This window comes from Ruegeria sp. CDSA077, from assembly GCF_059612265.1.
Genome location: NZ_JBXWQG010000006.1, coordinates 14913 through 36871, shown reverse-complemented (window position 1 = coordinate 36871; position 21959 = coordinate 14913). Strand labels below are relative to the sequence as shown.

The following is a 21959-nucleotide window of genomic DNA, read 5'->3' as shown; positions in this document are numbered from 1 at the left end:
CGACGGGGGCAGAGCCCCCTCCCCTACCTCAACCGCTCTAACAGCGGCGCGGAGGCATAGCCGTCCGGCAAAAGCCCCTGCGCCAGTTGATAGGCCCGAACCGCCTCGGTGGTGTTCGGGCCGGTGCGCCCGTCGATCCCCTGCGTGTCAAACCCGGCCTCGGTCAGCCGGAGCTGCAATTCCTTCTTCTCAGCAAAGCTCAACGCCCGATCACCCCGAGGCCACTCGGCCTGAAACGCCGCGCGGCCCGCCAGACGGTCGGACAAATGCCCAATGCCGATCACATAGGCATCTGCACCGTTGTATTGCTCGATCACGCGGAAATTGTCGAAGATCATCAATGCGACGCCTTCACCGCCTGCTGGCAACAAAATCGCTGCCTGACCATGATCCGCAACGGGCTGTCCATCCCACGCAACCACGCCCAGCGCCGCCCAACCTGACGGCAGCAGCGTGTAATCGCGTCTCGCGGCTGCAAAATCGAACCCGGCGGGCAGGCGCACTTCAACACCCCATGGCTGTCCCTTGGTCCACCCATGACGCGCCAGATAGGCCGCTGCCGAGGCCAGCGCATCGGTCGGGTCATCCGTCCATATATTCCGCCGCCCGTCACCGTCGAAATCCACGGCGTGATCCAGAAACGAGGTCGGCATGAATTGCGTATGCCCCATTGCTCCGGCCCAACTTCCGACCATCGTTGCGGGGCTGACATCGCCTGCCTGAATGATCCGCAGGGCGGCAATCAGTTGCGTTTCAAAGAACTCAGCCCGTCGGGCATCAAAGGCCAGCGTCGCAAGCGAACGGATCGTCTGATCCGACCCCCGAAATGTGCCGAAAGACGTCTCGAGCCCCCAAATCGCGGTCACGACCTCTTTTTCGACGCCATATTGCGCCTCAATCCGGGTCAGCACCGCGGCATGGCGTTCCAACCCCGCGCGTCCGTCTGCGACGCGCCGATCAGAAACGGCCGCATCCAGATAGTCCCAGATCGGCTTGGTGAACTCGGCCTGATTGCGATCGCGCTTGATGATATCCTTGTCATAGGCCAGCCCTGCTAGCGCGTGATCCAGAGTGCCGGACAAGATACCCTGGGTCTGTGCCCGCGTCCGAAAATCGCCAAGCCACGCCTGAAACCGGGCGCTTCTTTCTTCTGACACGCGATACATCTCCTCCGATGGTCGGACGACCGGTCGGATTGAGACTGTAAGATCAGCCGACGCCAATTGTATCGGCTGTGGCCCTTCCGGGCTTTTGATGGACTCCGCCTGTACGATGGATGCCCATAATGCTGCGGTCATAACGCCGCTTACGCATCTACGCATTCCGAATTTCCTGATAACTGCTCAACCACAGGATAGCGCAAAAATGGCAAATCACAAAGCGCTCAGCTTTCCGAGTCGCGGTCTCTCGCCTCCCGCTCAGACCGCAGCCGATCCAGGGCTTCGCGCAGCAGCGGAACCCGGTTGGGCCGGAACGAGGCCCCGGTAATCTGCATCTCTTGCATGCGATCCAACCGAAACACGCGGAAATCCTGCCGCAACAGGCACCAGCTGATCAGCACGCTGGCGCGGTCCATGTAAACGATGCTCAACGGATTTACGCAGCGATGGGTCTCGTCGCCTCTGGCATCCCAATAGGAAAATTCGATCGTCTGTTCGTCCCAGGTGGCCCGCCGCAGTTCAGCGACATCCACCGTTGGTTTCGCCGGCCGGTCAAACCGTGTGGCAGTCAGCACCGCATGGCTGAGGCGTTGGGACTGGCGCGGTGGCAAACGACCCTGCAGCTTGCGCAGGACTTCGCTGGCAGCCTCAGAGAGGCCGGGATCACCGATGGATTGTACCTCGCGCAGGCCAAGCACCAGGGCCTCAAGCTCATCATCGGTGAAGCCAAGCGGTGGCAGGGTGGCGTCCTCGATCAGGGTGAACCCGAACCCCGCCTCTCCGTCGATCACGGCGCCGAGGCTGCGCAATGAATCGATGTCTCGGTGAATAGTGCGCGGCGAAACGCCCAGATCCTGAGCCAGCTCAATCGACGTTCTTGGCGACGGGCCAGAGCGCAAGGATTGCATTAATTGGAACAAACGGGCGGTGCGGGTCATAATGCAGGTTACATTATCTCTAATGACAGAAATTGTCATTAGCTCGGCATACCCATCACCTATACCCATGATGGAGCCCAAGATGCTGACCCTTTTGACCTACCCCTCTGCCTTTGGCCTGTTCAGCGCCAGCCCGTTTTGCGTGAAGACGGCACTAATGCTGCAAACATCGGGCCAGCACTGGCAGCGATCTGACCTCCTTGATCCGCGCAAGATGCCGCATCAGAAGCTGCCGGTTCTGCGCACGCCCCAGCGTCTGATCCCCGACAGCGACCTGATCCGCGGCTGGCTTGAGACACAAGGCACCGATTTTGATCACGGGCTGAGCGATCTGCAAAAAGCCCAATCGCGTGCTCTGATCCGCCTGGCTGAGGAACATTTGTATTTTCAGATCGTTCAGGACCGTTGGGCGAATGACGAAGTCTGGCCAACCCTGTACAAGACCTTTTTCACAGGCATCCCCGCCCTGATCCGCAAACCGGTTGCCAATTCCATCCGCAAGAACGTTGTTAAAGGATTGGGGTTTCAGGGCGTCTCTCGATTCTCAGATGAGGAACGCGAGGACAGGCTGGAACGCGATCTTGAGGCGATCTCGGCCTATCTATGGCAGTCGACCTATTTGATGGGAGAAACCCCGACCTCAGTGGATATGAGCGTGGCCCCCATGCTTGCCGCGATGCGCGCGACGCCAGCCAATACACCGCTGACCCAGCGGATCAAACAGGATAAGCTGTTGAGCGACTACATAGACCGGATGGAGCAGGCGATACCGCTGTCATGACACAATTTGACGATCCCGCAGTGGCAGCGGCCTATCATGCCCTGCCCGAAGGCACACGTGCCGGGGCGCTTGCGCTGCGTCAGTTGATCCTGGAAACCGCCACTTCGTTGCCCCGCGCGCAGCCGTTGCAAGAGGCATTGCGCTGGGGGCAGCCCGCCTATCTGGCGCCCAAGGGATCCACGATCCGATTGGGCGGGCACAAAGCGGCCCGCTTTGCCCTGTTCGTGCATTGCCAAAGCCGGTTGATGGGCGATTTCACCTCGGCCTTTCCGGGCGAAGATCGGATAGACGGCAACCGGGCAGTTCTGTTTGATGATCCGGATCAGATCGACGCCACCCGCCATGGCTGGCTGATAGCCCGCGCGTTGACCTATCACCTTCCCGCAAAAGGCTGACTTACATGCGCCTTGTTCCCGAGATGCGAATTCACTTCTGACGGCGTTTGCGTTCCACCTTGCGCTTGATCTTGTCCTTCTTGCGCTTGGTGCTGACCGCCTTGCGTCGCGTTGGGCGCTTGGATGCCCCTCCGCGCCCCGTCGGCAGGGCCTGATCGTCGATCGACAACAGCTCCAACTCCAGCCCGCCCGTCACAGGTGTCGCCTCGGTCAGACGCACGGTGACGCGTTGGCCGATGGCTATGATCAGCCCGGTGTCCGACCCCATCAGGGTTCCGGCCTCGCGGTCGAAATGGAAGAACTCGCGCCCCAAGGATCGCACCGGTACCAGACCGTCCGCGCCGGTCTCGTCCATTTTCACGAAAGCCCCAAACCGGGCGATACCACTGATCCGACCCGAGAACTCAGTCCCAACACGCTCGCTCAGATAAGCCGCCAGATACCGGTCGGTCGTATCTCGTTCCGCCATCATCGAGCGGCGTTCGGTATCCGAGATATGAGTGGCAGTTTCGTCCAGCCGGGCGATCTCATCCTCGGTCAGGCCATCCGTGCCCCAGCCATGGGCCGAGATCAGCGCGCGGTGCACGATCAGGTCGGCATAGCGCCGGATGGGCGAGGTGAAATGTGCATAATTCCGCAGCGCCAGCCCGAAATGGCCGAAATTCTCAGCGTTGTAATAGGCCTGCGCCATCGACCGCAGGGTGGTCAGGTTGATCAACTCTGCATCCTCGGTGCCCGCAGCCGCATTCAGCAGTGCGTTCAGGTGGCGGGTCTGCAACACCTGCCCCTTGGCCAAATTCAACCCCGCCGCCTGAGCCGTTTCCCGCAGGCTTTCCAGCTTCTCAGGTGCCGGTTCTTCGTGGACACGGAACAGCAGCGGGCGGCGCTTAGCGATCAGGGTTTCAGCCGCAGCGACATTGGCGAGGATCATGAACTCTTCGATCAGCTTATGCGCGTCCAGACGGTCGCGGAACGCCACGCTTTGAACGTCGCCCGTATCGCTCAGGATAATCTTGCGTTCCGGCAGGTCCAGTTCCAGCGGTTGCCGCACAGCCCGCGCCTTTTTCAGTGCAGCATAAGCAGCATAGAGCGGCTTCAGTACGGTCTCTAACAGCGGCCCGGTGCGGTCATTGGGGGCGCCATCGATGGCCTCCTGCACCTCGGCATAATGCAGCGAGGCGGCGGAGCGCATAAGCCCTCGCACGAATCGGTGGCCGATCTTGTAGCCCTCGGCGTCGATCTGCATCCGCACGGCGATACACGCGCGCGGGACGCCTTCGTGCAACGAACACAAATCACCGGACAGCCGATCCGGCAGCATCGGAACCACGCGGTCGGGGAAGTAGCTGGAGTTGCCCCGCTTGCGCGCCTCGCGATCCAGCGCCGTACCGGGCTGCACATAGGCGGCGACATCAGCAATGGCGACCCAAACAACATGCCCCCCGGGGTTCTTAGGATCATCGTCAGCATGAGCGAAACAGGCATCATCATGATCCCGCGCGTCTGAGGGGTCGATGGTCAGCAGCGGCATATCCCGAAGATCTTCGCGCCCTTTCAGGCCAGCGGGTTTGGCCTTGTCGGCCTCTGCAATCACTGTGTCGGGGAAGTCATCGGGAATGCCATGCTGATGAATGGCGATCAGCGACACGGCCTTGGGGGCCGACGGGTCGCCCAGTCGTTCGACAATGCGCGCACGTGGCAGGCCCATGCGGGTTTTGGGTCCGGCCTGTTCGGCCTCGACCAACTCACCGTCTTTTGCACCCAGTACGGCACCTTCATTGACCAGCCACTCGTTCTGTCCGGCCTTGTCGATAGGCACGATCCGTCCGCCCTCGGTCCCTTTGCGGAAGATACCGACGATCTTGCGCGGGTTGGTTCCGATCCGGCGGATCAGACGGGCCTCGTAATTATGGTCTCCCTCCTGCACCACGGTCAGACGGGCCAGAATGCGGTCGCCTTCACCCAGCGCCGGGTCACTGGCGCGGGTGATCATCAGAACAACCGGCTCGACCCCTTCGCCATGCCATTCCAGCGGGCGCGCGAACAGATCACCATCGGCATTCGGCGCCTTTACCTGCAACACGCTGACAGGCGGCAAACGATCCGGGTCACGATAGCTGCGATTGCGCTTTTCCAGATGCCCTTCGGCCTCAAGTTCCTTGAGGATGCGTTTCAGGTCGATCCGATCCGCGCCCTTGATGCCAAAGGCTTTAGCAATGTCGCGTTTCGAGGTCAGGGTGGGGTTCGCCGAGATCCAATCGAGGACCTCTTGCTTGGTAGGGATGCGAGTCATGATTTCGGCCTATCACGGAGATGCGGCGGCGTCATGACCAAAAAAGGGTCAGGCTCGCAGATCGGCAACCGTATCGACATCGCGCAGCTGATCCAGCATCGCCACCCGGCATCCGGGGATCGAGGCCAGCGTGTCGGCCAGCGCATGTTCCGTCGACCAGCGCACGTTTTGGAACAGGCCGTGCGGCAGGGCACCAATGCGTTGCGCCCCGACCAGCCAATATCCGCCATCCGGGGCCGGACCAAACACCATCTGGTTGCGCCCCAATGCCCGGAACGCGCGCGCGATATGCCCCCGTGTAACCCCCGGGATATCCGCACCGATCAGACAGACTGGCCCTGTTGGCATTTTCCGCAGCATCCGCCCCATACGATCGCCCAGATCCCCTCGACCCTGTGGCGCACGTGGCAGATCAGCGGGCCAGATGCGGCTGTTCAGCCCTTCGCGGTCCGGCGAGACCGCCAGCACGATCTGCCAGCGCGGATCGCGCAGGCGCCGGATCAAAGAGCGGGTCTGATGCCGAAACCACCACGCCGCACCGACCATACCGATATCGCGCCCCAACCGGGTTTTGACACGGCCCGGGCGCGGTTCTTTCACCATGATCACCAGGGTGCGCTGCATGAATCAGGAAAAATAGTCGGTCAGGATACGGGTATAGACCGCCTTGAGCTGTTCAATCTGCGCCACCTCAACGCATTCATCCACCTGATGCATGGTTTTGCCGACCAAACCAAATTCGACAACCGGACAATGATCTTTGACGAAACGTGCGTCCGAAGTACCTCCGGTTGTCGACATCTCGGGCGTGAACCCGGTTTCAGCCGCAACCGCTTTGGCCACCAATTCCGACAGAGGGCCAGGAGGGGTCAGAAAGCTTTCGCCCGATATCTTGATACGCACGTCAATTTCGACACCAAACGCGGTGGCCACATCGCGCGCCTGCGCTTGCAGCCAATCACTGAGGCTGGCGCCGGAATGCAGGTCGTTGAACCGGATGTTCACCGCCCCGCTGCACTGTGCCGGGATGACATTTGTGGCGGAATTGCCGGTGTCGATCGCCACAACCGCCAGCGTCGAGGCATCGAAATGGTCGGTGCCCTGGTCCAACTCGTGACTGGCCAGCCTGTCCATCAGCCGGGCCATGGCGGGTAGTGGGTTCTTTGCCCGGTGCGGATAGGCCGAATGGCCCTGCACACCTGTTACGGTAAACCAGGCGGTCATCGAGCCGCGACGGCCAATCTTCATCATTTCACCCATCCTGTTCGGGCAGGTGGGTTCACCGACCAGGCAGACGCTCATCCGCTCACCGCATTGATCCATATGGTCAAGCAGGGCGGTGGTGCCATGCAGCGCATCAGCCTCTTCGTCACCCGTGATCGTCAGGATGATGGCCCCGTCGGGCGGCGTGTCGCGTACAAAATCCACTGCCGCCGCTGCAAAGGCCGCCACACCCGATTTCATGTCAGTGGTCCCGCGCCCATACATGAACCCTTCCCGGATTTCTGCCCCGAAAGGCGGTGTGGTCCAAGCGGCCTCGTCGCCCACTGGAACAACATCGGTGTGACCGTTGAAACCAAAGCTTCGGGCGTGACCTTTTGCACCCCATCGCGCAAACAGATTGCTGATGCCGGCGCGATCAACACGGGTACAATCAAACCCCGCCTGTGACAGGACATCCTGCAGCAGGACAAGGGCACCGCCTTCTTCAGGTGTGACCGATGGGCAACGGATCAGGTCGGCCGTCAACGCAATCGGATCTGTCATGGTAGGCCCTTTCCATAAAATTTCTTTCAGGTTCGTGCACAGATTCAACGAATTGGCCCGATTGCCAACCCCAACAGGCCAGAAACCGCGGGCTTTTTCCACCTTGTATCGAACTGACACCCCCGGAAAACATGGGGCCTTACGCTGCGATTGCCTTGTCTGCCGGTTCGAATATGCGCTAGAGGGCCGCGAAACAGGTGATTTTACGATGACACGTGCTCTTTTCGCATTGATCTGCCTGACTTTCGCCGTTCTCGGCCAGCAAAGCCAGGCCCAGACGCTGACGGTTTCGACCGTGACACGGCCTCCGTTTTCTTTTGTCGAAGATGGAGCCCAAACCGGATTCTCGATGGACCTGCTTGAGGCGTTGGCTGAATCACTGAATTGGGACTATTCCATCCAACGTTCCGACGCCTTTGGCGACATGCTGGGCGCAGTGCAGGACAGATCCGCCGATCTGGCCATCGCCAATATCTCGATCACTGCCTCGCGAGAAACGCAGATGGACTTCAGCCAGCCGATTTTCGAGGCTGGTTTGCAGATCATGGTGCCATCGGACGCGGTGCGCCGCCCGTCACTGCTACATGCGTTACTGTCGCGCGAATTGTTCATTGCTATCGGGCTTGCCTTTGCCATCCTTCTTGGCGGCGGCATGCTGATGTGGGTGTTCGAGCGCCGCTCGCAGCCCTATTTCGACCGCAAGCTAGACGAGGCCTGGTTCCCCTCATTCTGGTGGGCCTTGAACCTGGTGGTCAATGGCGGGTTTGAGGAACGAATGCCGCGAACGCCATTTGGTCGAATTCTGGGTGTAGTGCTGGTTGTATCTTCGCTGTTTATCGTCTCGGTCTTCACCGCGCGGATCACCTCGGTCATGACAGTGGATGCAATCAGTGGCAGCGTGAATTCGATAAATGACCTTTACGGCAAAGAGGTCGGAACAATCTCGAATTCAACCGCTGCTAACTTCCTGAACCGCCGCGAGATCGAGTTTACCAACTATGATGGGCTCGACCCCATGCTTGAAGCCTTTCGCAACGAGGAACTGGACGCCATCGTGTTCGACGCGCCGATCCTGTCCTATTTCGCCGCCCATGAAGGCCGCCGGATTGCCTCGATGACAGGCGGTATATTCCTGCGCGAGAATTACGGTATTGCCTTCCCCACCGGGTCCCCCCTGGTCGAAGACGTCAACCAGGCGCTGCTGTCGTTGCGCGAAGACGGCACCTATGACGAGATTTATCGCAAGTGGTTTGGGGCGCGGAACTAAGCCGTCTCTTCATCCCCGAAAAACGGGGTCATCTGCGCCACGATCACTGCATTTTCATCCAGCGCGCGCTGCATTAGGGCCCGTTCATCCGGGTCGATCTCGTGACCTTGCGCCTCACGTTCGGCCAAAGTGCCATAGCCTGTGACATCCAAAGGCGCGGTATCTGCCTGTTTCAGGATCGCCACCGTTTCGCGCACGGCCTCGGCCTCGTCGACGCCGCTGGCAAAACACATCAATGCCGCCCCGGTTGCGCCGTCGGGCAGGCCATCGCCATCCTTGCGACCGATCTGTACAAGCAGGGTATAGACCTGCTGACGCGAAGGTTTCTTTTGCTTTTCCATGCAAGGGGCCATAGCCGCGCACCTGCCTGCGGTCAAGCAGCCGGGGAATTGCAGTGGATCGCCTGTGCCGCCATAGTGCCCGCAGTAACCTGACACCGATCACAAAAGGACGTTGCCATGACTTATCCGGATTTCATCACAGGATTCCCAAGCCTCGACGTGCCCTTCCCCGAAGATGTGGTGCAAACGGCCGTGATCAGATCAGACGCGGGGCTGGTGGCGTTTTTTACCTTTCTTCAGGATTTCGAACTGCCCCTTCATTCCCATCTGGCACAATGGGGAACTGTGGTCGAAGGTGAGATTGAGCTGACCATTGGCGATGAAACCAAGAGCTATGGCCCCGGTGACAGCTATTCGATCCCCGCAGGAGTGGAGCATGGCGGCAAGATCAAAGCCGGGTCGCGCGTCATTGATGTGTTCGAAGAACCGGACCGCTATCCGGTCAAAGGGTAAGCGATAACAAAAAAAGGGCCGCAGCGGATCGCGCTGCAGCCCCCTTGTTTGATCCGCGCCCAGTATTAGTCGCGCAGCAGCTCGTTGATCCCGGTTTTCGAGCGGGTCTTTTCATCCACCCGTTTCACGATCACGGCGCAGTAGAGGTTGATGTTGTTCTTGGACGGCATCGAGCCCGCAACAACCACCGAATAGGGCGGAACTTCACCATAGATGACCTCGCCGGTTTCGCGGTCGACGATCTTGGTCGATTTGCCGATGAACACGCCCATGCCCAGAACCGAGCCTTCGCGCACGATGCAGCCTTCGACCACTTCGGACCGGGCGCCGATAAAGCAGTTGTCTTCGATGATGGTCGGACCCGCCTGCATCGGTTCCAGAACGCCGCCGATCCCAACACCGCCCGACAGATGGACGTTCTTGCCGATCTGCGCGCATGACCCGACGGTGGCCCAAGTATCAACCATTGTGCCCTCGTCCACATAGGCACCCAGGTTCACAAAGGACGGCATCAGAACCACGCCGGGCGCAATAAAGGCGGATTTGCGAACGACGCAATTCGGCACCGCGCGAAAGCCAGCGGCCCTCCATTGGTTTTCACCCCAACCCGCGAACTTGCTGTCTACCTTGTCCCACCAGCCGCCGTCCTGAGCGCCGCCGGTCTGGATTTCCATATCCTTGATGCGAAAGCCCAGCAGAACCGCTTTTTTCGCCCACTGGTTCACATGCCAGTCGCCGCTGTCTTGCTTTTCCGCGACCCGCAGCGACCCGCTGTCCAGCGCGTTCAGCGTATCTTCGATCGCTTCGCGTGTCTCGCCGGTGGTGGCGGGGGTGATGGCATCTCGCACCTCCCAGGCGGCTTCGATGGCGGCTTCCAGTTGCGCGTTGGACATTTGGCGGCTCCCTGCAGATTCTGTTCACGCTTGTGTTGCCTATACGCAAGCGACGGACTGGCTGCAATGCGACGCTGAGCGCGCGCTTTGCGGCTGTTTGTTGCGGTTTCAGCCGTTCAGAGGGTCCGGTGAGATGTTTCCACCACAGATCAGCACCGCCACCCGTTCGCCCGGCTCTGGCGTGTAAGCCCCCGATAGCAGCGCAGCCAAGGCTGTTGCGCCCGCTGGTTCCACCAGAACGCGATGCGCCCGCCACAAGGCCTGCTGCGCTTGAGAAATGGCCTGATCACTGACCAGAACCGATTGCACGCCCTGTGCCAGATCGAAACAAATTGAGCCGATCCGCCGCGCGCCCAGCGCATTTGCCGCAATGCCCGAGACGGACACATCCACCGGTTCTCCGGCCTGCAGGGCTGCATTCAGCGCGCAGGAGGTTTCCGGCTCAACCGCCACGACCTTGCGCGTGCCTTGCAGCCAGGCCAGCGCCCCGGCGATCAGGCCGCCACCGCCCACCGCGATCAATACGGTATCCGCTTTCAGGCCCTGTGCCTCCCATTCGGCAAAGCAGGTTCCCTGCCCGGCGACCGTAGCGGGGGCGTCATAGGCGTGAATCTGCATCGCGCCCGACGCATCCTCATACGCCTGCGCCGCAGCAAGAGCGTTGGCATATTCTCCCGGCACCACGCTCAGATTTGCGCCTGCCTGTTCAATCAGCGCGATCTTGGATGGCCCCGCCAGTTCGGGCACGAAAATCTTGGCCGGATAGCCCAGCGCCTGCGCGGCAAAGGCGGCCGCTGCGCCGTGATTGCCACCCGATGCGGCCACAACCCCGGCCTCGGGCACATCCGAACTGATCAGAGTGTTAAACGCCCCGCGCGCTTTGAAACTGCCGGTGTGCTGCATATGCTCCAGCTTCATTTCCACCGGAAAATCCAGCCCAAGGGCACGGCTTTCCACCACTGGCGTCACCTGCGCATAGCCACTTATGCGGTGTTGCGCCGCCAGTATTTCGCTCTTCCAATTCATTCTCATCTTTCCGTGACTGGCACTCTGCGCCCGAACCCTATAGCTGTTTGGAAAACACGCAAGCAGGGATCGTTACCCCATGAGAGAAGACCGCCTCAGCCCGTTTCGAGACGCGCAGACCGACCGTTCAACCGCAAGCGAGGTACCCGACACCCCGCAAACCCGCTCACCCGCCTATCGCCTTGCCTTTGCCGATGAGGATTTCCTGTGCCGGGACGAGTTGCGCCCGGTGCGCCTGCAGCTGGAACTGCTCAAGCCCGAGATGATCATGACCGAGCGTGAGATCACCTCGACCATCGTCATGTTCGGCGGCGCGCGTATCCCTGAGCCATCACAGAAACACACCGCGCGGACGGAAACGCTGGCCGGGCTGTCGGAATATTACGACGAAGCGCGCGAGTTTGCCCGGTTGATGACCGAGAAATCGAACGAAACCGGCGGGCGAGAGAATGTAATCGTCACCGGCGGTGGCCCCGGCGTGATGGAGGCTGGTAACCGCGGCGCGCAGGATGCGAACGGCTGTTCCATCGGCCTGAACATTGTGCTGCCGCATGAACAGGCACCGAACCTGTACGTTACGCCCGAGCTCAGCTTTAACTTCCACTATTTCGCCATCCGCAAGATGCATTTCCTGATGCGCGCCCGCGCCATCACCATCTTCCCCGGCGGCTTTGGCACCATGGATGAGCTGTTCGAGTCCCTGACCCTGATTCAAACCGGCCGTATGGAGCGTGTGCCTTTCCTGCTATTCGGTCGCGCGTTCTGGGAAAAGGTCATCAACTGGGAGGCGCTGGCCGATGCCGGCACCATCTCGGACGAGGATCTGGACCTGTTCCGGTTCGTCGATACCGCGCAAGAGGCGGTCGACATAATCGAGAAATGGGAACCCACCCCGCCCCGTGACGAAATACCGGGGCGCTAAACGATGGGGCGCAAGACCGGCGAGATGCTGCATCTGCGGGGCAACGCACTGACCAAGGGCGAGCCCGTGGCCCTGCCCCTGACCCAAAGCAGTATGTTTCACCTGCCCGGCGCACCGGACGGGCATGATTTCTACGGTCGCGTCAACAACCCAACCTGGGAACATCTGGAACAGGTTCTCGCCCATCTTGAAGACGCCCGCTGCCTGGCTTTCCCGTCGGGCATGGCGGCGATCTCGGCCGCGTTGTTTGCCACGGTCAAAGCCGGGTCGCGCATCCTAATCCCGTCGGATGGCTATTACGTCACCCGCGTGCTGGCCGACCGATTTCTGTCAGGTCTGGGTGTCATCGTGACAGAACGCCCGACAACCGCCTTTTCCGACGGCGGGTTCGACGGCATCGATGTGGTCTTTGTCGAAAGCCCCTCGAACCCTGGTCTGGATATGATGGACCTGCCAGCCATCGCGTCGTCCGTGCGCGCAGCTGGTGGGATCACCATTGCTGACAACACAACCATGACACCACTGGGCCAGCGTCCTTTGGATATGGGCGTAGATATCGTCGTGTCCTCGGACACCAAGGCCATGGGTGGGCATTCCGATCTGCTGATGGGCCATGTGGCCAGCCGCAATACAGATGTCATGGAGCGGGTCGAGGAATGGCGGCGTGTCTCTGGCGCGATCCCCGGTCCGCACGAGGCTTGGTTGCTGCATCGTGGGCTGGAAACACTGGATGTTCGGTTTGACCGGATGTGCAGCTCGGCCCAGGTGTTGGCAGAACGGTTGGCGGCGCATCCGTCTGTGAAAGACATCCGCTATCCCGGCCTGCCAGGTGACCCATCCTACACCTTGGCACAGGCTCAGACCACGCGGTTCGGATTCCTTCTTTCGATCACGTTGGAAACCCAGGCCAAGGCCGAAACCTTCATCAACACCTGTCCAATGCTGCGCCCTGCGACGTCTTTTGGCGGCGTCCATAGCTCGGCCGAGCGCCGCGCCCGTTGGGGCGACGACGTTGACCCCGCTTTTGTCCGTCTGTCGGTGGGATGCGAGCCGGTGGTTGAGCTTTGGCAGGCAATCGATGCCAGCCTGAACGCACTGTAATTACTTTTTGGGCGTGCGCAGCTCGGTGAACACGTAGATCGGCAGCACGACGCTGGCGATCAGCGCGCCCAGCCAGACCAGCAGTGTCGCAGCCAGCAGGTTGGAAATTCCGCCAACCGTCAGCCCATTGGTCACCAGATCGGTCACAAGCAGGCCGACAAAGGTCACGATCAACGCGATCCCGCCTTTCAACGAAGGCGCCCTTTTCTCACCCAACTTCAGGATCAGCGGCTCGGCCACCACCTGCACCAGCGTGAAGACGATCACCACAACGATGAATGAAATCGGCTTGATTGCAAAACCGGTCAGTAGCAAAGCGGCCAACATTAACCCAATGGCATTGCCCGCCAGCAGGGCCAGAACCGATTTAAGTCTGCGCGTCATCGGCTGATCTCCGTCAATGAATAATATGAAACAGCCTGATAGTATCAGAGATTGCGAAACTTGCGAACCAATTTAGCCACCGGTTCTTTTTGACCTGTTGAAATCACGTGATAAAATACCTTCATCATGATCAGCCCTTCCCCCATCCATGAGAGGTGAGATGAGCGACGATCCCTATGCCGCACTTGGCGTGGCCAAAGATGCCAGCGACGCTGAAATCAAAAAAGCGTATCGGCGTATTGCCAAGGAATGCCATCCGGACTTGAAACCCGGGGACGCCGAGGCCGAAGCCAAGTTCAAGGCCGCCGCCGCGGCCTATGATCTGTTGAAAGATCCTGAGACGCGCAAACGCTATGACAATGGTGAGATTGATGCCTCGGGACAGGAACGCCCGCAACAGCAATACTATCGCGATTACGCCGAAGCCGCCGGCAACCCCTATCGCGGGCAGGCGACGGACCCGGACGACATGTCGGATATATTTGCCGAATTCATGCGGGGTCGCGGCGGATTTGGTGGGCAAGGCGGCCGCGAGTTTCACGCGCCCGGCCACAATCTGAACTTCACGCTTCAGATCAGCTTTCTGGATGCGGTATTCGGCGCCAGCCAGAAGCTGACCCTGCCGGATGGGGACCGGATCGAAGTCAAGATACCCGCAGGGATCACAAGCGGTCAGACCATTCGCCTGCGGGGCAAGGGTGCCGCTGGCTATGGTGAGGGGCCGCGCGGCGATGCGCTGGTGACAGTATCAGTCGCGGATCATCCGGTATTCGACCGTCAGGGAAATGACATTCACATCACGCTGCCCATCACGATTGATGAGGCGGTGCTGGGCGGCAAAGTGGCGGCGCCCACGATCGATGGGGGCGTAAACGTGACCGTTCCGGCCGGAACCAGCAGCGGCAGAACCCTGCGCCTGCGGGGTAAGGGCGTTAAGAAGCGCGGTTCGGCCGAACGGGGCGACCAGTTGATCGAGCTGACCATTTCAATGCCCGATCAAATCGATGATGAGTTGAGGCAATTTATGGATTCATGGCGAGAAACCCACCGCTATGACCCACGCAAAGGAATGCCGTCATGACCCGCACCCTGACCGAAGAGGAACTGATCACCGCCGTAGCCCGGCTGACTTCGACCCGATTGACAGAATATCTGGCCGCCGAAATCGTGATCCCCGAACAAACAGATCGCGGATTGGTCTATCACAGCCTCGACGTTGCCCGGCTGGAGTTGGCCTGCGAGTTGCACGACCAATACGAAATGGAGGCAGACGCAGTGTCGATGATGATTTCCCTGATCGACCAGATGCATGGGCTGCGCGCAGAACTTCGAGAGGTCCTGAACGCCGTCGCAGCGCAGCCAGATCCGGTTCGTCAGCAACTGATCAAAGTGATCGGCACCGCGAGATTTGGGTGAGAGCGGCCTAATTGTCGACCAGATATTCTTCGGGAACAAAGAATGTGTAATCTCGGTCGGCAACAGCCTCGTGGCAATCGTGGCAATACGCAACTGCGTTGGCGCGATCCCCCATCGTGTCCCCAAACAATGACCCGTCCGGCATGACCATGATATAGCGCCAGTCAGCCGTAGCAGGGTTGGCGCCCTCGGCCAGTTTCTGCATGACGAACATCGCGCCGGGATGGCTTTTCCCCTCATCCGTAACGGTCACGCTGTCCTTGGCCAGCACAGACCCCACCGGAAGCTTTTCGCCTTCTGTCAGGGTTGCATAATTATACGCCATCCGGTTTGCATAGCTGTTCACAAATCGTCGACCATGGGTTTCAGATATATAGGGCGCATCGTTGTACAGCGGCCAGTTTTGGTAATTCAGAAGCAGATCCAACTGCGCTGCGGCATAGCCGCGTGCCATCCGGCGCTGCAACGAGTCATAAATTTCACGCGCATCGTCCTTGGTCAGATCAGCCGGATTTTCGATAGCCAGATGAGCATCCTCATCATTTGACTGCGCAACAGCATCAGTTACGGCGACGGCCACACAAGCCAAAACTAAAACAAAATTAAAGTACGGGATTTTCAATCGAAACATCATAGAGATAATCCAACTCGTAACCTGTTATGCCGCAATCGGCACACGGAGCTGAAATACAAGGTAGCCGCCGTGAACGAATTTGCCACATGCCAGCCACCGAACTCACCCTATTGTGCGCAAGTGAGCCTGGTGCATCCACACCTAGCCAATGAAACATATCAAATTTTGCATTCGATAGACAGCGCCCCAAAAATTAATTTTGCGACGCCCTTCTATTCTGCTGCTTATCCGCGGTCGAGACCGGCCTCGGCCTCAATCTGCTTGCGCGATTTACGGGCGCGTTCGGTGGCCGATTTCAGCTGACCGCAGGCCGCCATAATGTCCTCGCCCCGCGTCTTGCGGATGGGCGAGGCATACCCGGCCTGATAGATGATATTGGCAAAAGCCCGAATACGATTGTTCGAGCTGCGCTTATACGGCGCGCCGGGCCATTCGTTGAACGGGATCAGATTGATCTTGGCCGGGATTTGGTGGCGCTTGATATGTTCGATCAAACGATGCGCATCCTCATCGCTGTCATTCACACCATCAAGCATCACGTATTCAAACGTAATCCGTTCCGAATTGGAAACCTTGGGATAGCTGGCCAAAGCCTGCAGCAACTCTTCGATATTCCAGCGTTTGTTGATCGGCACCAGCACATCGCGGACTTCATTGGTCGTCGCGTGGAACGAAATTGCCAGCAGGCAGCCGATTTCCTGCGCGGTACGCGCGATCTCGGGCACCACTCCCGATGTCGACAGGGTAATCCGGCGGCGAGACAGCGAGATACCTTCGGGGTCCATCGCGATTTTCATCGCATCGCGGACATTCTCGAAATTGTAAAGAGGCTCGCCCATACCCATCAGAACGATGTTCGACAGCAGGCGGGTTTCGTCCTTGGGCGCACCCGGTACCGGCCACTCGTCAAGATCATCCCGCGCCATCATCACCTGACCGACAATTTCCGCCGCCGTCAGGTTGCGCACCAGTTTCTGCGTGCCTGTATGGCAGAAGGAACAAGTCAACGTGCAACCGACCTGAGACGAGATACACAGCGTGCCGCGATCGTCCTCGGGAATATAGACCACCTCGACCTCATGGCCGCCAGCAATACGGACCAGATACTTGCGTGTGCCATCCTCGGACACCTGTCGGGTCACAACCTCGGGGATTTCGATCACGAAATGCTCGACCAGCTGGGTGCGATAGGCTTTGGCCAGATTGGTCATCTCGGCAAAGTCGCGCACACCCCATTGGTAAATCCACTGCCAGATCTGGCCCGTGCGCATCTTGGCCTGTTTTTCAGGCGTGCCGTGTTCGATCAGGGTTTCGCGCAGGCGATCCCGGGTCAACCCGACAAGGTTCACCTTCCCCTCCGGCAATTTGCGGGGGATGGTCATGACGTCTTGAGTGATCGGCGCTTTGGGCGACATAGGTGGGTCTCGAAGATTCTGGCTTGGAATGCGCCTCTATATAGGACTGCGCGCAAAGATCAAAAGAATTCGTCGCGCCTAATTTGCAAAACGCAGCAATTCGTCAATCCGCAGGCGCCCCAATTCAATCCGGCAAGAGGTGATACCAATGCCGGTTCCCGACCCACCACCAAAAGACGCGCCGACCGCCTCGCACTGCGCATCACGATACCCGACCCACGCGCTTTGCGCCGCCTCCATCGCAGGCGCCGCGCTTGTCCGTCCGGTCACCTCGTCCAACGCGTTGGCTGCATCCATGGCAAAGCCAAAACTATCGGTCAGCGCGGCCTCAACCCCCGCTTCCATACTGGCAACGCAAGATCCGATTTCGACTTGTGAACTTGCGTTCGTGCATTCCATTGCAGGATCCGCCACAGCCAACGTGGGGGTTAAAACAGCCAGTAGCACCAAACGCATGACATACTCCTCGAAGGGTCGTTAGACTAACGCGTTCAGCTTAGCACAGCGACGCCAGAGGTTACAAAAAACCGCGGGGGGATCAACCCCGCGGTCATTCGAACTCCTATGCCGCCCGGACGTTTCCAGGCCAGCCGTACTGGATCACGCACCTGCTGGTGGAATAAAGCAATCCTCGGCGTCCAGCGTTTTGACCGGATCGTTTGGCCCACATTGCTCTCCCGAAACCGGGTATGTCTCAGCGGATTTATCACAAGCGCTCAGCAATACGACGGCGGTCAGCACAAACAGGCCCAAAACTTTCTTCTGCATCGATGCTCTCCTTTTCTCTCTGCTTGAACCGATTAGTTCAGTATTTCAGAGCACGGAGCATTGACGCAGATCAAATTTATAGATGACGTTAAGTTAAGCTATGAAGGAGGGCGGTCCTATCCTGCGAAACTGGCACCACTTTGCAAGCCGGGCCACTGCCCGAGCGCTGGCGCGCTCAGTTGGTACAGCGTTTCTCGGCGTCGTCTAAAGCGGCTGTGAAGCCCAGCAATGAGAAAGTATCTTTGGTCTGAGTACCGCGTTCGGACCGGGCGGTCAGCACTGCTTCGGTACCGCTCTTCATGGCAGCGATTACTTTTTGGTCATCACCCTCTGACGCGGGCCAGGCCCATTCGCCTTCGGTGCTGAATTCGAAGCTGTTTCCGTCGATGGATACAGATACGGTCGATCCCGCGGCAAACGGATAGCCCCCGGTGAATGAGACGCGCCCCTTCACATCGGGATCAGGTCTGAACACGACAAACAGCAGGATGTCGCTGCGCCTTACCGAAACAACGCGCCCGCCGCGCGTGTTGACGGTTTCATCCGGCGTTGCAACGCTCCAGCATTCGGTTGGGTCCTTTTCCACAAACACACTCCAGTCGGTGTTTACGGATACTCTATTGGTGCTGTCTGCCTGCTGAGCGGTTGCAGCCGTTGTCATCCCTGCCACGCACAGGCCCGCGATTACGCGGACGAGCTTTGATCCCATCTGTCCAGCCTCCTAGCTCGACCTAATACCTCATACCCACCGGAAAGGCTCGCGAACCCTGACGGTTCGTCTGTAAGTTGCGTCTTCCGGTGATTGCCGACATACACACACTATCGCAAGTTTCGCCATAGGCGAAAGGGCGGTTGGCAGTTTTTTGCGCATGTTTAGGAGGGTCCCGATGACGCAGCCTGTAGCAATGACCGAACTATGGCGGGGGCCTTTACTGGAAAGCCTGCATCTGGGACATGCGGTTATCTGTGATGACACGGGTCAAATCGTGCGCAGCTGGGGCGACCCGGAGGCGATAATCTACCCCCGGTCTTCGGCCAAGATGATACAGGCTCTGCCGTTGATTACATCGGGGGCGGCCGCGAAATACGGGCTGAACAGCGAGCATCTGGCATTGGCCTGTGCCTCGCATAACGGCGCGCATATTCACACAGACAGGGTAACGTCCTGGCTGGACCATCTGGGCCTGGCTGAACCCGATTTGCGCTGTGGGCCGCAAGAGCCTCAGGATATGGCGGCGCGCGACGGGCTGATACTTGCCGACGACACGCCCTGTCAGATCCACAACAACTGCTCGGGCAAACATAGCGGGTTTTTGACGGTAGCCCAGCATATGGGTGCCGGGCCGGAATATCTTGAAATCGACCACCCGGTTCAACAGGCCTGTTTGTCCGCGCTGGAAGAAACCACCGGCGAAACCAGCCCCGGCTATGGCATCGATGGCTGTTCCGCCCCGAACTTTGCCACCTCGCTGGTAGGGATGGCACGGTCGATGGCGTGGTTTGCCTCGGCGGCGGACCGGTCGGACCGGGCCAGCGATGCAGCACAACACCTGACCGCGGCGATGATCAAACATCCCGAGCTCGTGGCCGGAGAGACGCGCGCCTGTACCGAGCTGATGCGCGCCATGAACGGGCACGCCGCGATCAAGACCGGGGCCGAGGCCGTATTCATCGCCATCATCCCTGAAAAACGCATGGGCGTCGCGCTGAAGATCACCGATGGCGCCACCCGTGCCAGCGAATGCGCCATTGCTGCCATTCTGGTCAGCCTCGGCGTACTGGAGGCCGATCACCCGGCCACCCGCACCTTTATGAACGCCACGCAATACAGCCGTCGCGGGCTGGAATGTGGCGTGATCCGACCCGCGCCGGGATTCCCCGGCTAGGGCGGCTACATCTCAATCTCGTGAATCTCGGCCACCTCGACCGAGCCTGACCCGTTCACGACCATGGGGCATCCCTTGGCCATCTCGTTGGCGGCGTCGATGCTGTCGGCTTTGATCACCGTAAAGCCGGAGACCGGGTTGGCACCGCCATTGTCGACCACACCGCCCGAACTGACGGTATAGGACTGGCCCACCGGGTTGCCGGGTATTTCTAGTGACGGGCCCATATTCTGAAACCATGCGCCCCAAGCGGCCATGGTTGCTTCGACTTCGGCCGGGTCCGATGGCGTGGTCCCGCCGTGATAGACAAACAGAAACTGTGGCATTTCTTTCCTCCCAGATGAAAACTTATTGCACCAGACCGGCCAGCTTGTTCAGCGTCGAGGTCCAGCCTTTCTCGTGGTTTGCGGCGATCTCGTCATCGCCCAGGTCGCGGTGATCGACCACCAGCCGAGCGCCGCCGCCTGCGGCTTCGATCCGCAGCGTTACATGGCTTTCGGCCCCGCGCTGATCCTGATCGTCATGCCAGCCCCAGGTGAAGCCAACCGAATTGGGCGGATCGACATGGGTCACATGGCCCGAGACCTTGAACCGCTGGCCCTCGCCATTCTGCATGACCGAATACCACGGACCAACGCGCGAAAAATCGAGAGTATGTTCGGGCACGTGCACCCCTTCGGGACCCCACCATTGCAACAGCCGTTCTGCGACACTGATCCACGCAAACAGATCCTCTGGCGGTATCGGGAACGTGCGCTCCAGCTTTAGATCGGCCATGAGGTATCCCTTTCAATAGCATCGCCCAGACGATCCAGACTGCTTTCCCAGAATTGTCGTTTCGAAATGGTCCACTCCGCGATTGCGCGCAGACCTTCGGGGCGGATCGAATACATCCGCTGGGTGCCCTGCACCCGTTGCCGAACCAGCCCGGCCTCACGCAAAACCTTCAGGTGACGCGAGACCGCAGCACCTGACATACCGCGCCCTTCGATCAGATCGCCTGCGGGCTGCTCTCCGTCCTGCATCAACTGTTCAACGATCGAAAGACGCGTGGCGTCGGACAAGGCGAAGAATGTGGTCAGAAGCGTATTCATGACCACTGTTTAACATTTTTGTTAAATAAAGGGAAGCCCCGGCTTTCAGGCTTGGGAAAATTCCTGCCGCGCATAGCCCTGCAGATACAAAAGCGCGGTCAAATCGCCATGGTTGACGCGCACTTCGCATTGTTCCGCGACCGAAGGCTTTGCATGCAGCGCAACCCCGGTTCCGGCCCGGCCCAACATACCCAGGTCATTTGCCCCGTCACCCACAGCGATCACATCGTTTTCGGACAGGCCCAGACGCTTGGTAATCTGTTCCAGCGCGTCGACTTTGGCCTGTCGTCCCAGAATCGGTCGCTGCACATCGCCGGTCAGCTTGCCGTTTTCGGCCAGCAGAGTATTGGCACGGTTTTCGTCAAACCCCAATTCACTGCCCACCTTGGCAGTAAACGCCGTGAACCCGCCCGAGACCAGCGCCGCATAGCCGCCATTGGCGCGCATCGTCGCGACCAGCTCCTTGCCGCCGGGCATCAAGGTGATGCGTTCGGCCAGAACCTTGCCGATCACAGCCTCATCCAACCCTTTCAGCAACCCGACCCGTTCGGTCAGCGCGCCTTCGAAATCCAATTCGCCATTCATTGCGCGGGCCGTGATGTCCTTGACGCGGTCGCCGACACCGGCCTCATCCGCCAATTCGTCGATGCATTCCTGCTGGATCATGGTGCTGTCCATATCCGCCAACAGCATCTTTTTGCGCCGCCCCTCGGCAGGCTGCACGATCAGGTCAACGCCAAGCTTCTGCAAATCACCCCAGACATCCCACGGGTTGCCCGGAAGGTCCTGCAGCGCGAACTCTGCCGCCTCATCCGGGCTGAGCCAGATGATCTCGGCCCCGCCCCAGGCATTCCGCAACGACTCGACCAGCGCCAAATCCAGCGCGCGCGTTTCGGGATTGGTCAACAGGGTGGCAACATACATAGTCTATCTCCGGCGAATTCACCTGCGATTAACGCAGATAGCCCCCGATCGCCAGAAGACAGTTTGTCCGCAGCAACCTCTGGCACATCATGCGGACAGAA

General features: G+C 59.5%; 27 protein-coding genes. 9 read left to right on the top strand and 18 right to left on the bottom strand.

Translation table 11 applies throughout. From position 1 onward, the window contains the following. Nucleotides 1–23 precede the first annotated feature (23 nt). Nucleotides 24–1322 (bottom strand): lytic murein transglycosylase, encoded by a 1299-nt coding sequence (locus AC2FLE_RS13115; RefSeq protein WP_496697541.1) that lies wholly within the window; start codon nt 1320–1322, stop codon nt 24–26. Between the two features lie 62 nt (nt 1323–1384). Next, nucleotides 1385–2098 carry a helix-turn-helix transcriptional regulator gene (locus tag AC2FLE_RS13110; RefSeq protein WP_496697540.1) on the bottom strand — a complete coding sequence of 238 codons (714 nt, stop codon included), beginning with the start codon at nt 2096–2098 and terminating at the stop codon, nt 1385–1387. Between the two features lie 82 nt (nt 2099–2180). Here AC2FLE_RS13110 and AC2FLE_RS13105 point away from each other — a divergent pair, with 82 nt between their 5' ends. Continuing rightward, complete coding sequence (locus tag AC2FLE_RS13105) at nt 2181–2879, top strand: glutathione S-transferase family protein (RefSeq protein ID WP_496697538.1); 699 nt, start codon at nt 2181–2183, stop codon at nt 2877–2879. After that, nucleotides 2876–3274: a DUF1801 domain-containing protein gene (locus AC2FLE_RS13100; RefSeq protein WP_281995448.1), complete on the top strand. Its 399-nt coding sequence runs from the start codon at nt 2876–2878 to the stop codon at nt 3272–3274. The genes AC2FLE_RS13105 and AC2FLE_RS13100 overlap by 4 nt, the downstream gene beginning before the upstream one ends. Nucleotides 3275–3305: 31 nt before the next feature. Here the strand turns inward: AC2FLE_RS13100 and rnr are convergent, their stop codons facing one another. The 3 genes from rnr to dapE are packed head-to-tail and all read right to left on the bottom strand — an operon-like array spanning nt 3306 to nt 7334. Next, nucleotides 3306–5567, bottom strand: a complete 2262-nt coding sequence (rnr, locus tag AC2FLE_RS13095) for a ribonuclease R (protein WP_496697537.1) — start codon at nt 5565–5567, stop codon at nt 3306–3308. 48 nt (nt 5568–5615) lie between these two features. Then, nucleotides 5616–6191 (bottom strand): TIGR04282 family arsenosugar biosynthesis glycosyltransferase, encoded by a 576-nt coding sequence (locus tag AC2FLE_RS13090; RefSeq protein WP_496697536.1) that lies wholly within the window; start codon nt 6189–6191, stop codon nt 5616–5618. 3 nt (nt 6192–6194) lie between these two features. Continuing rightward, complete coding sequence (gene dapE / locus AC2FLE_RS13085; protein ID WP_496697534.1) at nt 6195–7334, bottom strand: succinyl-diaminopimelate desuccinylase; 1140 nt, start codon at nt 7332–7334, stop codon at nt 6195–6197. A 208-nt stretch (nt 7335–7542) separates the two neighbouring features. On the opposite strand from dapE, the gene AC2FLE_RS13080 reads away from it, so the two are divergent. Then, nucleotides 7543–8601 (top strand): transporter substrate-binding domain-containing protein, encoded by a 1059-nt coding sequence (locus AC2FLE_RS13080; RefSeq protein WP_496697532.1) that lies wholly within the window; start codon nt 7543–7545, stop codon nt 8599–8601. Here AC2FLE_RS13080 and AC2FLE_RS13075 read toward each other — a convergent pair. Beyond that, a complete protein-coding gene (locus AC2FLE_RS13075; RefSeq protein WP_039539567.1) occupies nt 8598–8942 on the bottom strand; it encodes a DUF8846 family protein in 345 nt (114 codons plus the stop codon). The two genes, AC2FLE_RS13080 and AC2FLE_RS13075, sit on opposite strands and share 4 nt — an antisense overlap. Nucleotides 8943–9059: 117 nt before the next feature. Here AC2FLE_RS13075 and AC2FLE_RS13070 point away from each other — a divergent pair, with 117 nt between their 5' ends. Further along, nucleotides 9060–9395: a cupin domain-containing protein gene (locus AC2FLE_RS13070; protein WP_142637196.1), complete on the top strand. Its 336-nt coding sequence runs from the start codon at nt 9060–9062 to the stop codon at nt 9393–9395. A gap of 65 nt (nt 9396–9460) precedes the next feature. Here AC2FLE_RS13070 and dapD read toward each other — a convergent pair whose 3' ends face one another. Further along, nucleotides 9461–10288, bottom strand: a complete 828-nt coding sequence (dapD, locus tag AC2FLE_RS13065) for a 2,3,4,5-tetrahydropyridine-2,6-dicarboxylate N-succinyltransferase (RefSeq protein WP_496697530.1) — start codon at nt 10286–10288, stop codon at nt 9461–9463. A gap of 108 nt (nt 10289–10396) precedes the next feature. Then, nucleotides 10397–11314: a serine/threonine dehydratase gene (locus AC2FLE_RS13060; protein ID WP_496697528.1), complete on the bottom strand. Its 918-nt coding sequence runs from the start codon at nt 11312–11314 to the stop codon at nt 10397–10399. Nucleotides 11315–11393: 79 nt separating this feature from the next. On the opposite strand from AC2FLE_RS13060, the gene AC2FLE_RS13055 reads away from it, so the two are divergent. Further along, nucleotides 11394–12236 (top strand): LOG family protein, encoded by an 843-nt coding sequence (locus AC2FLE_RS13055; RefSeq protein ID WP_142637203.1) that lies wholly within the window; start codon nt 11394–11396, stop codon nt 12234–12236. Between the two features lie 3 nt (nt 12237–12239). Then, complete coding sequence (locus tag AC2FLE_RS13050; RefSeq protein WP_496697526.1) at nt 12240–13337, top strand: cystathionine gamma-lyase; 1098 nt, start codon at nt 12240–12242, stop codon at nt 13335–13337. Here AC2FLE_RS13050 and AC2FLE_RS13045 read toward each other — a convergent pair whose 3' ends face one another. Next, the gene (locus tag AC2FLE_RS13045; RefSeq protein WP_142637207.1) at nt 13338–13721 is read right to left on the bottom strand and encodes a hypothetical protein; all 384 of its coding nucleotides are present in this window, start codon (nt 13719–13721) and stop codon (nt 13338–13340) included. A 160-nt stretch (nt 13722–13881) separates the two neighbouring features. On the opposite strand from AC2FLE_RS13045, the gene AC2FLE_RS13040 reads away from it, so the two are divergent. Next, nucleotides 13882–14802, top strand: coding sequence for a DnaJ C-terminal domain-containing protein (locus AC2FLE_RS13040; protein ID WP_271949567.1), 921 nt, complete (start codon nt 13882–13884; stop codon nt 14800–14802). Further along, nucleotides 14799–15137: a hypothetical protein gene (locus AC2FLE_RS13035; protein ID WP_281973035.1), complete on the top strand. Its 339-nt coding sequence runs from the start codon at nt 14799–14801 to the stop codon at nt 15135–15137. Before AC2FLE_RS13040 ends, AC2FLE_RS13035 begins: the two co-directional genes overlap by 4 nt. A 7-nt stretch (nt 15138–15144) precedes the next feature. On the opposite strand, the gene AC2FLE_RS13030 is transcribed toward AC2FLE_RS13035, so the two are convergent. The 5 genes from AC2FLE_RS13030 to AC2FLE_RS13010 all read right to left on the bottom strand — a co-directional run bounded on the left by AC2FLE_RS13030 (nt 15145) and on the right by AC2FLE_RS13010 (nt 18663). Further along, nucleotides 15145–15771 (bottom strand): cytochrome P460 family protein, encoded by a 627-nt coding sequence (locus AC2FLE_RS13030; protein ID WP_496697524.1) that lies wholly within the window; start codon nt 15769–15771, stop codon nt 15145–15147. A 224-nt stretch (nt 15772–15995) separates the two neighbouring features. Continuing rightward, a complete protein-coding gene (gene rlmN, locus AC2FLE_RS13025; protein WP_496697522.1) occupies nt 15996–17186 on the bottom strand; it encodes a dual-specificity RNA methyltransferase RlmN in 1191 nt (396 codons plus the stop codon). A 78-nt stretch (nt 17187–17264) separates the two neighbouring features. Beyond that, nucleotides 17265–17642, bottom strand: a complete 378-nt coding sequence (locus AC2FLE_RS13020; protein WP_496697520.1) for a lysozyme inhibitor LprI family protein — start codon at nt 17640–17642, stop codon at nt 17265–17267. A 144-nt stretch (nt 17643–17786) separates the two neighbouring features. Further along, nucleotides 17787–17954, bottom strand: a complete 168-nt coding sequence (locus AC2FLE_RS13015) for a hypothetical protein (RefSeq protein ID WP_185956689.1) — start codon at nt 17952–17954, stop codon at nt 17787–17789. 175 nt (nt 17955–18129) lie between these two features. Beyond that, the gene (locus AC2FLE_RS13010) at nt 18130–18663 is read right to left on the bottom strand and encodes an invasion associated locus B family protein (protein ID WP_496697518.1); all 534 of its coding nucleotides are present in this window, start codon (nt 18661–18663) and stop codon (nt 18130–18132) included. A 178-nt stretch (nt 18664–18841) separates the two neighbouring features. Here AC2FLE_RS13010 and AC2FLE_RS13005 point away from each other — a divergent pair, with 178 nt between their 5' ends. Then, nucleotides 18842–19840, top strand: coding sequence for an asparaginase (locus AC2FLE_RS13005; protein WP_496697516.1), 999 nt, complete (start codon nt 18842–18844; stop codon nt 19838–19840). A gap of 5 nt (nt 19841–19845) precedes the next feature. Here the strand turns inward: AC2FLE_RS13005 and AC2FLE_RS13000 are convergent, their stop codons facing one another. The 4 genes from AC2FLE_RS13000 to serB are packed head-to-tail and all read right to left on the bottom strand — an operon-like array spanning nt 19846 to nt 21858. Further along, the gene (locus AC2FLE_RS13000; protein ID WP_142637219.1) at nt 19846–20166 is read right to left on the bottom strand and encodes a YciI family protein; all 321 of its coding nucleotides are present in this window, start codon (nt 20164–20166) and stop codon (nt 19846–19848) included. A gap of 22 nt (nt 20167–20188) precedes the next feature. Further along, nucleotides 20189–20617: an SRPBCC family protein gene (locus AC2FLE_RS12995; RefSeq protein WP_271949551.1), complete on the bottom strand. Its 429-nt coding sequence runs from the start codon at nt 20615–20617 to the stop codon at nt 20189–20191. Further along, the gene (locus AC2FLE_RS12990) at nt 20605–20934 is read right to left on the bottom strand and encodes an ArsR/SmtB family transcription factor (RefSeq protein ID WP_496697514.1); all 330 of its coding nucleotides are present in this window, start codon (nt 20932–20934) and stop codon (nt 20605–20607) included. Before AC2FLE_RS12990 ends, AC2FLE_RS12995 begins: the two co-directional genes overlap by 13 nt. 45 nt (nt 20935–20979) lie before the next feature. Further along, nucleotides 20980–21858 carry a phosphoserine phosphatase SerB gene (serB, locus tag AC2FLE_RS12985; RefSeq protein ID WP_496697512.1) on the bottom strand — a complete coding sequence of 293 codons (879 nt, stop codon included), beginning with the start codon at nt 21856–21858 and terminating at the stop codon, nt 20980–20982. Between the last annotated feature and the right edge of the window lie 101 nt (nt 21859–21959).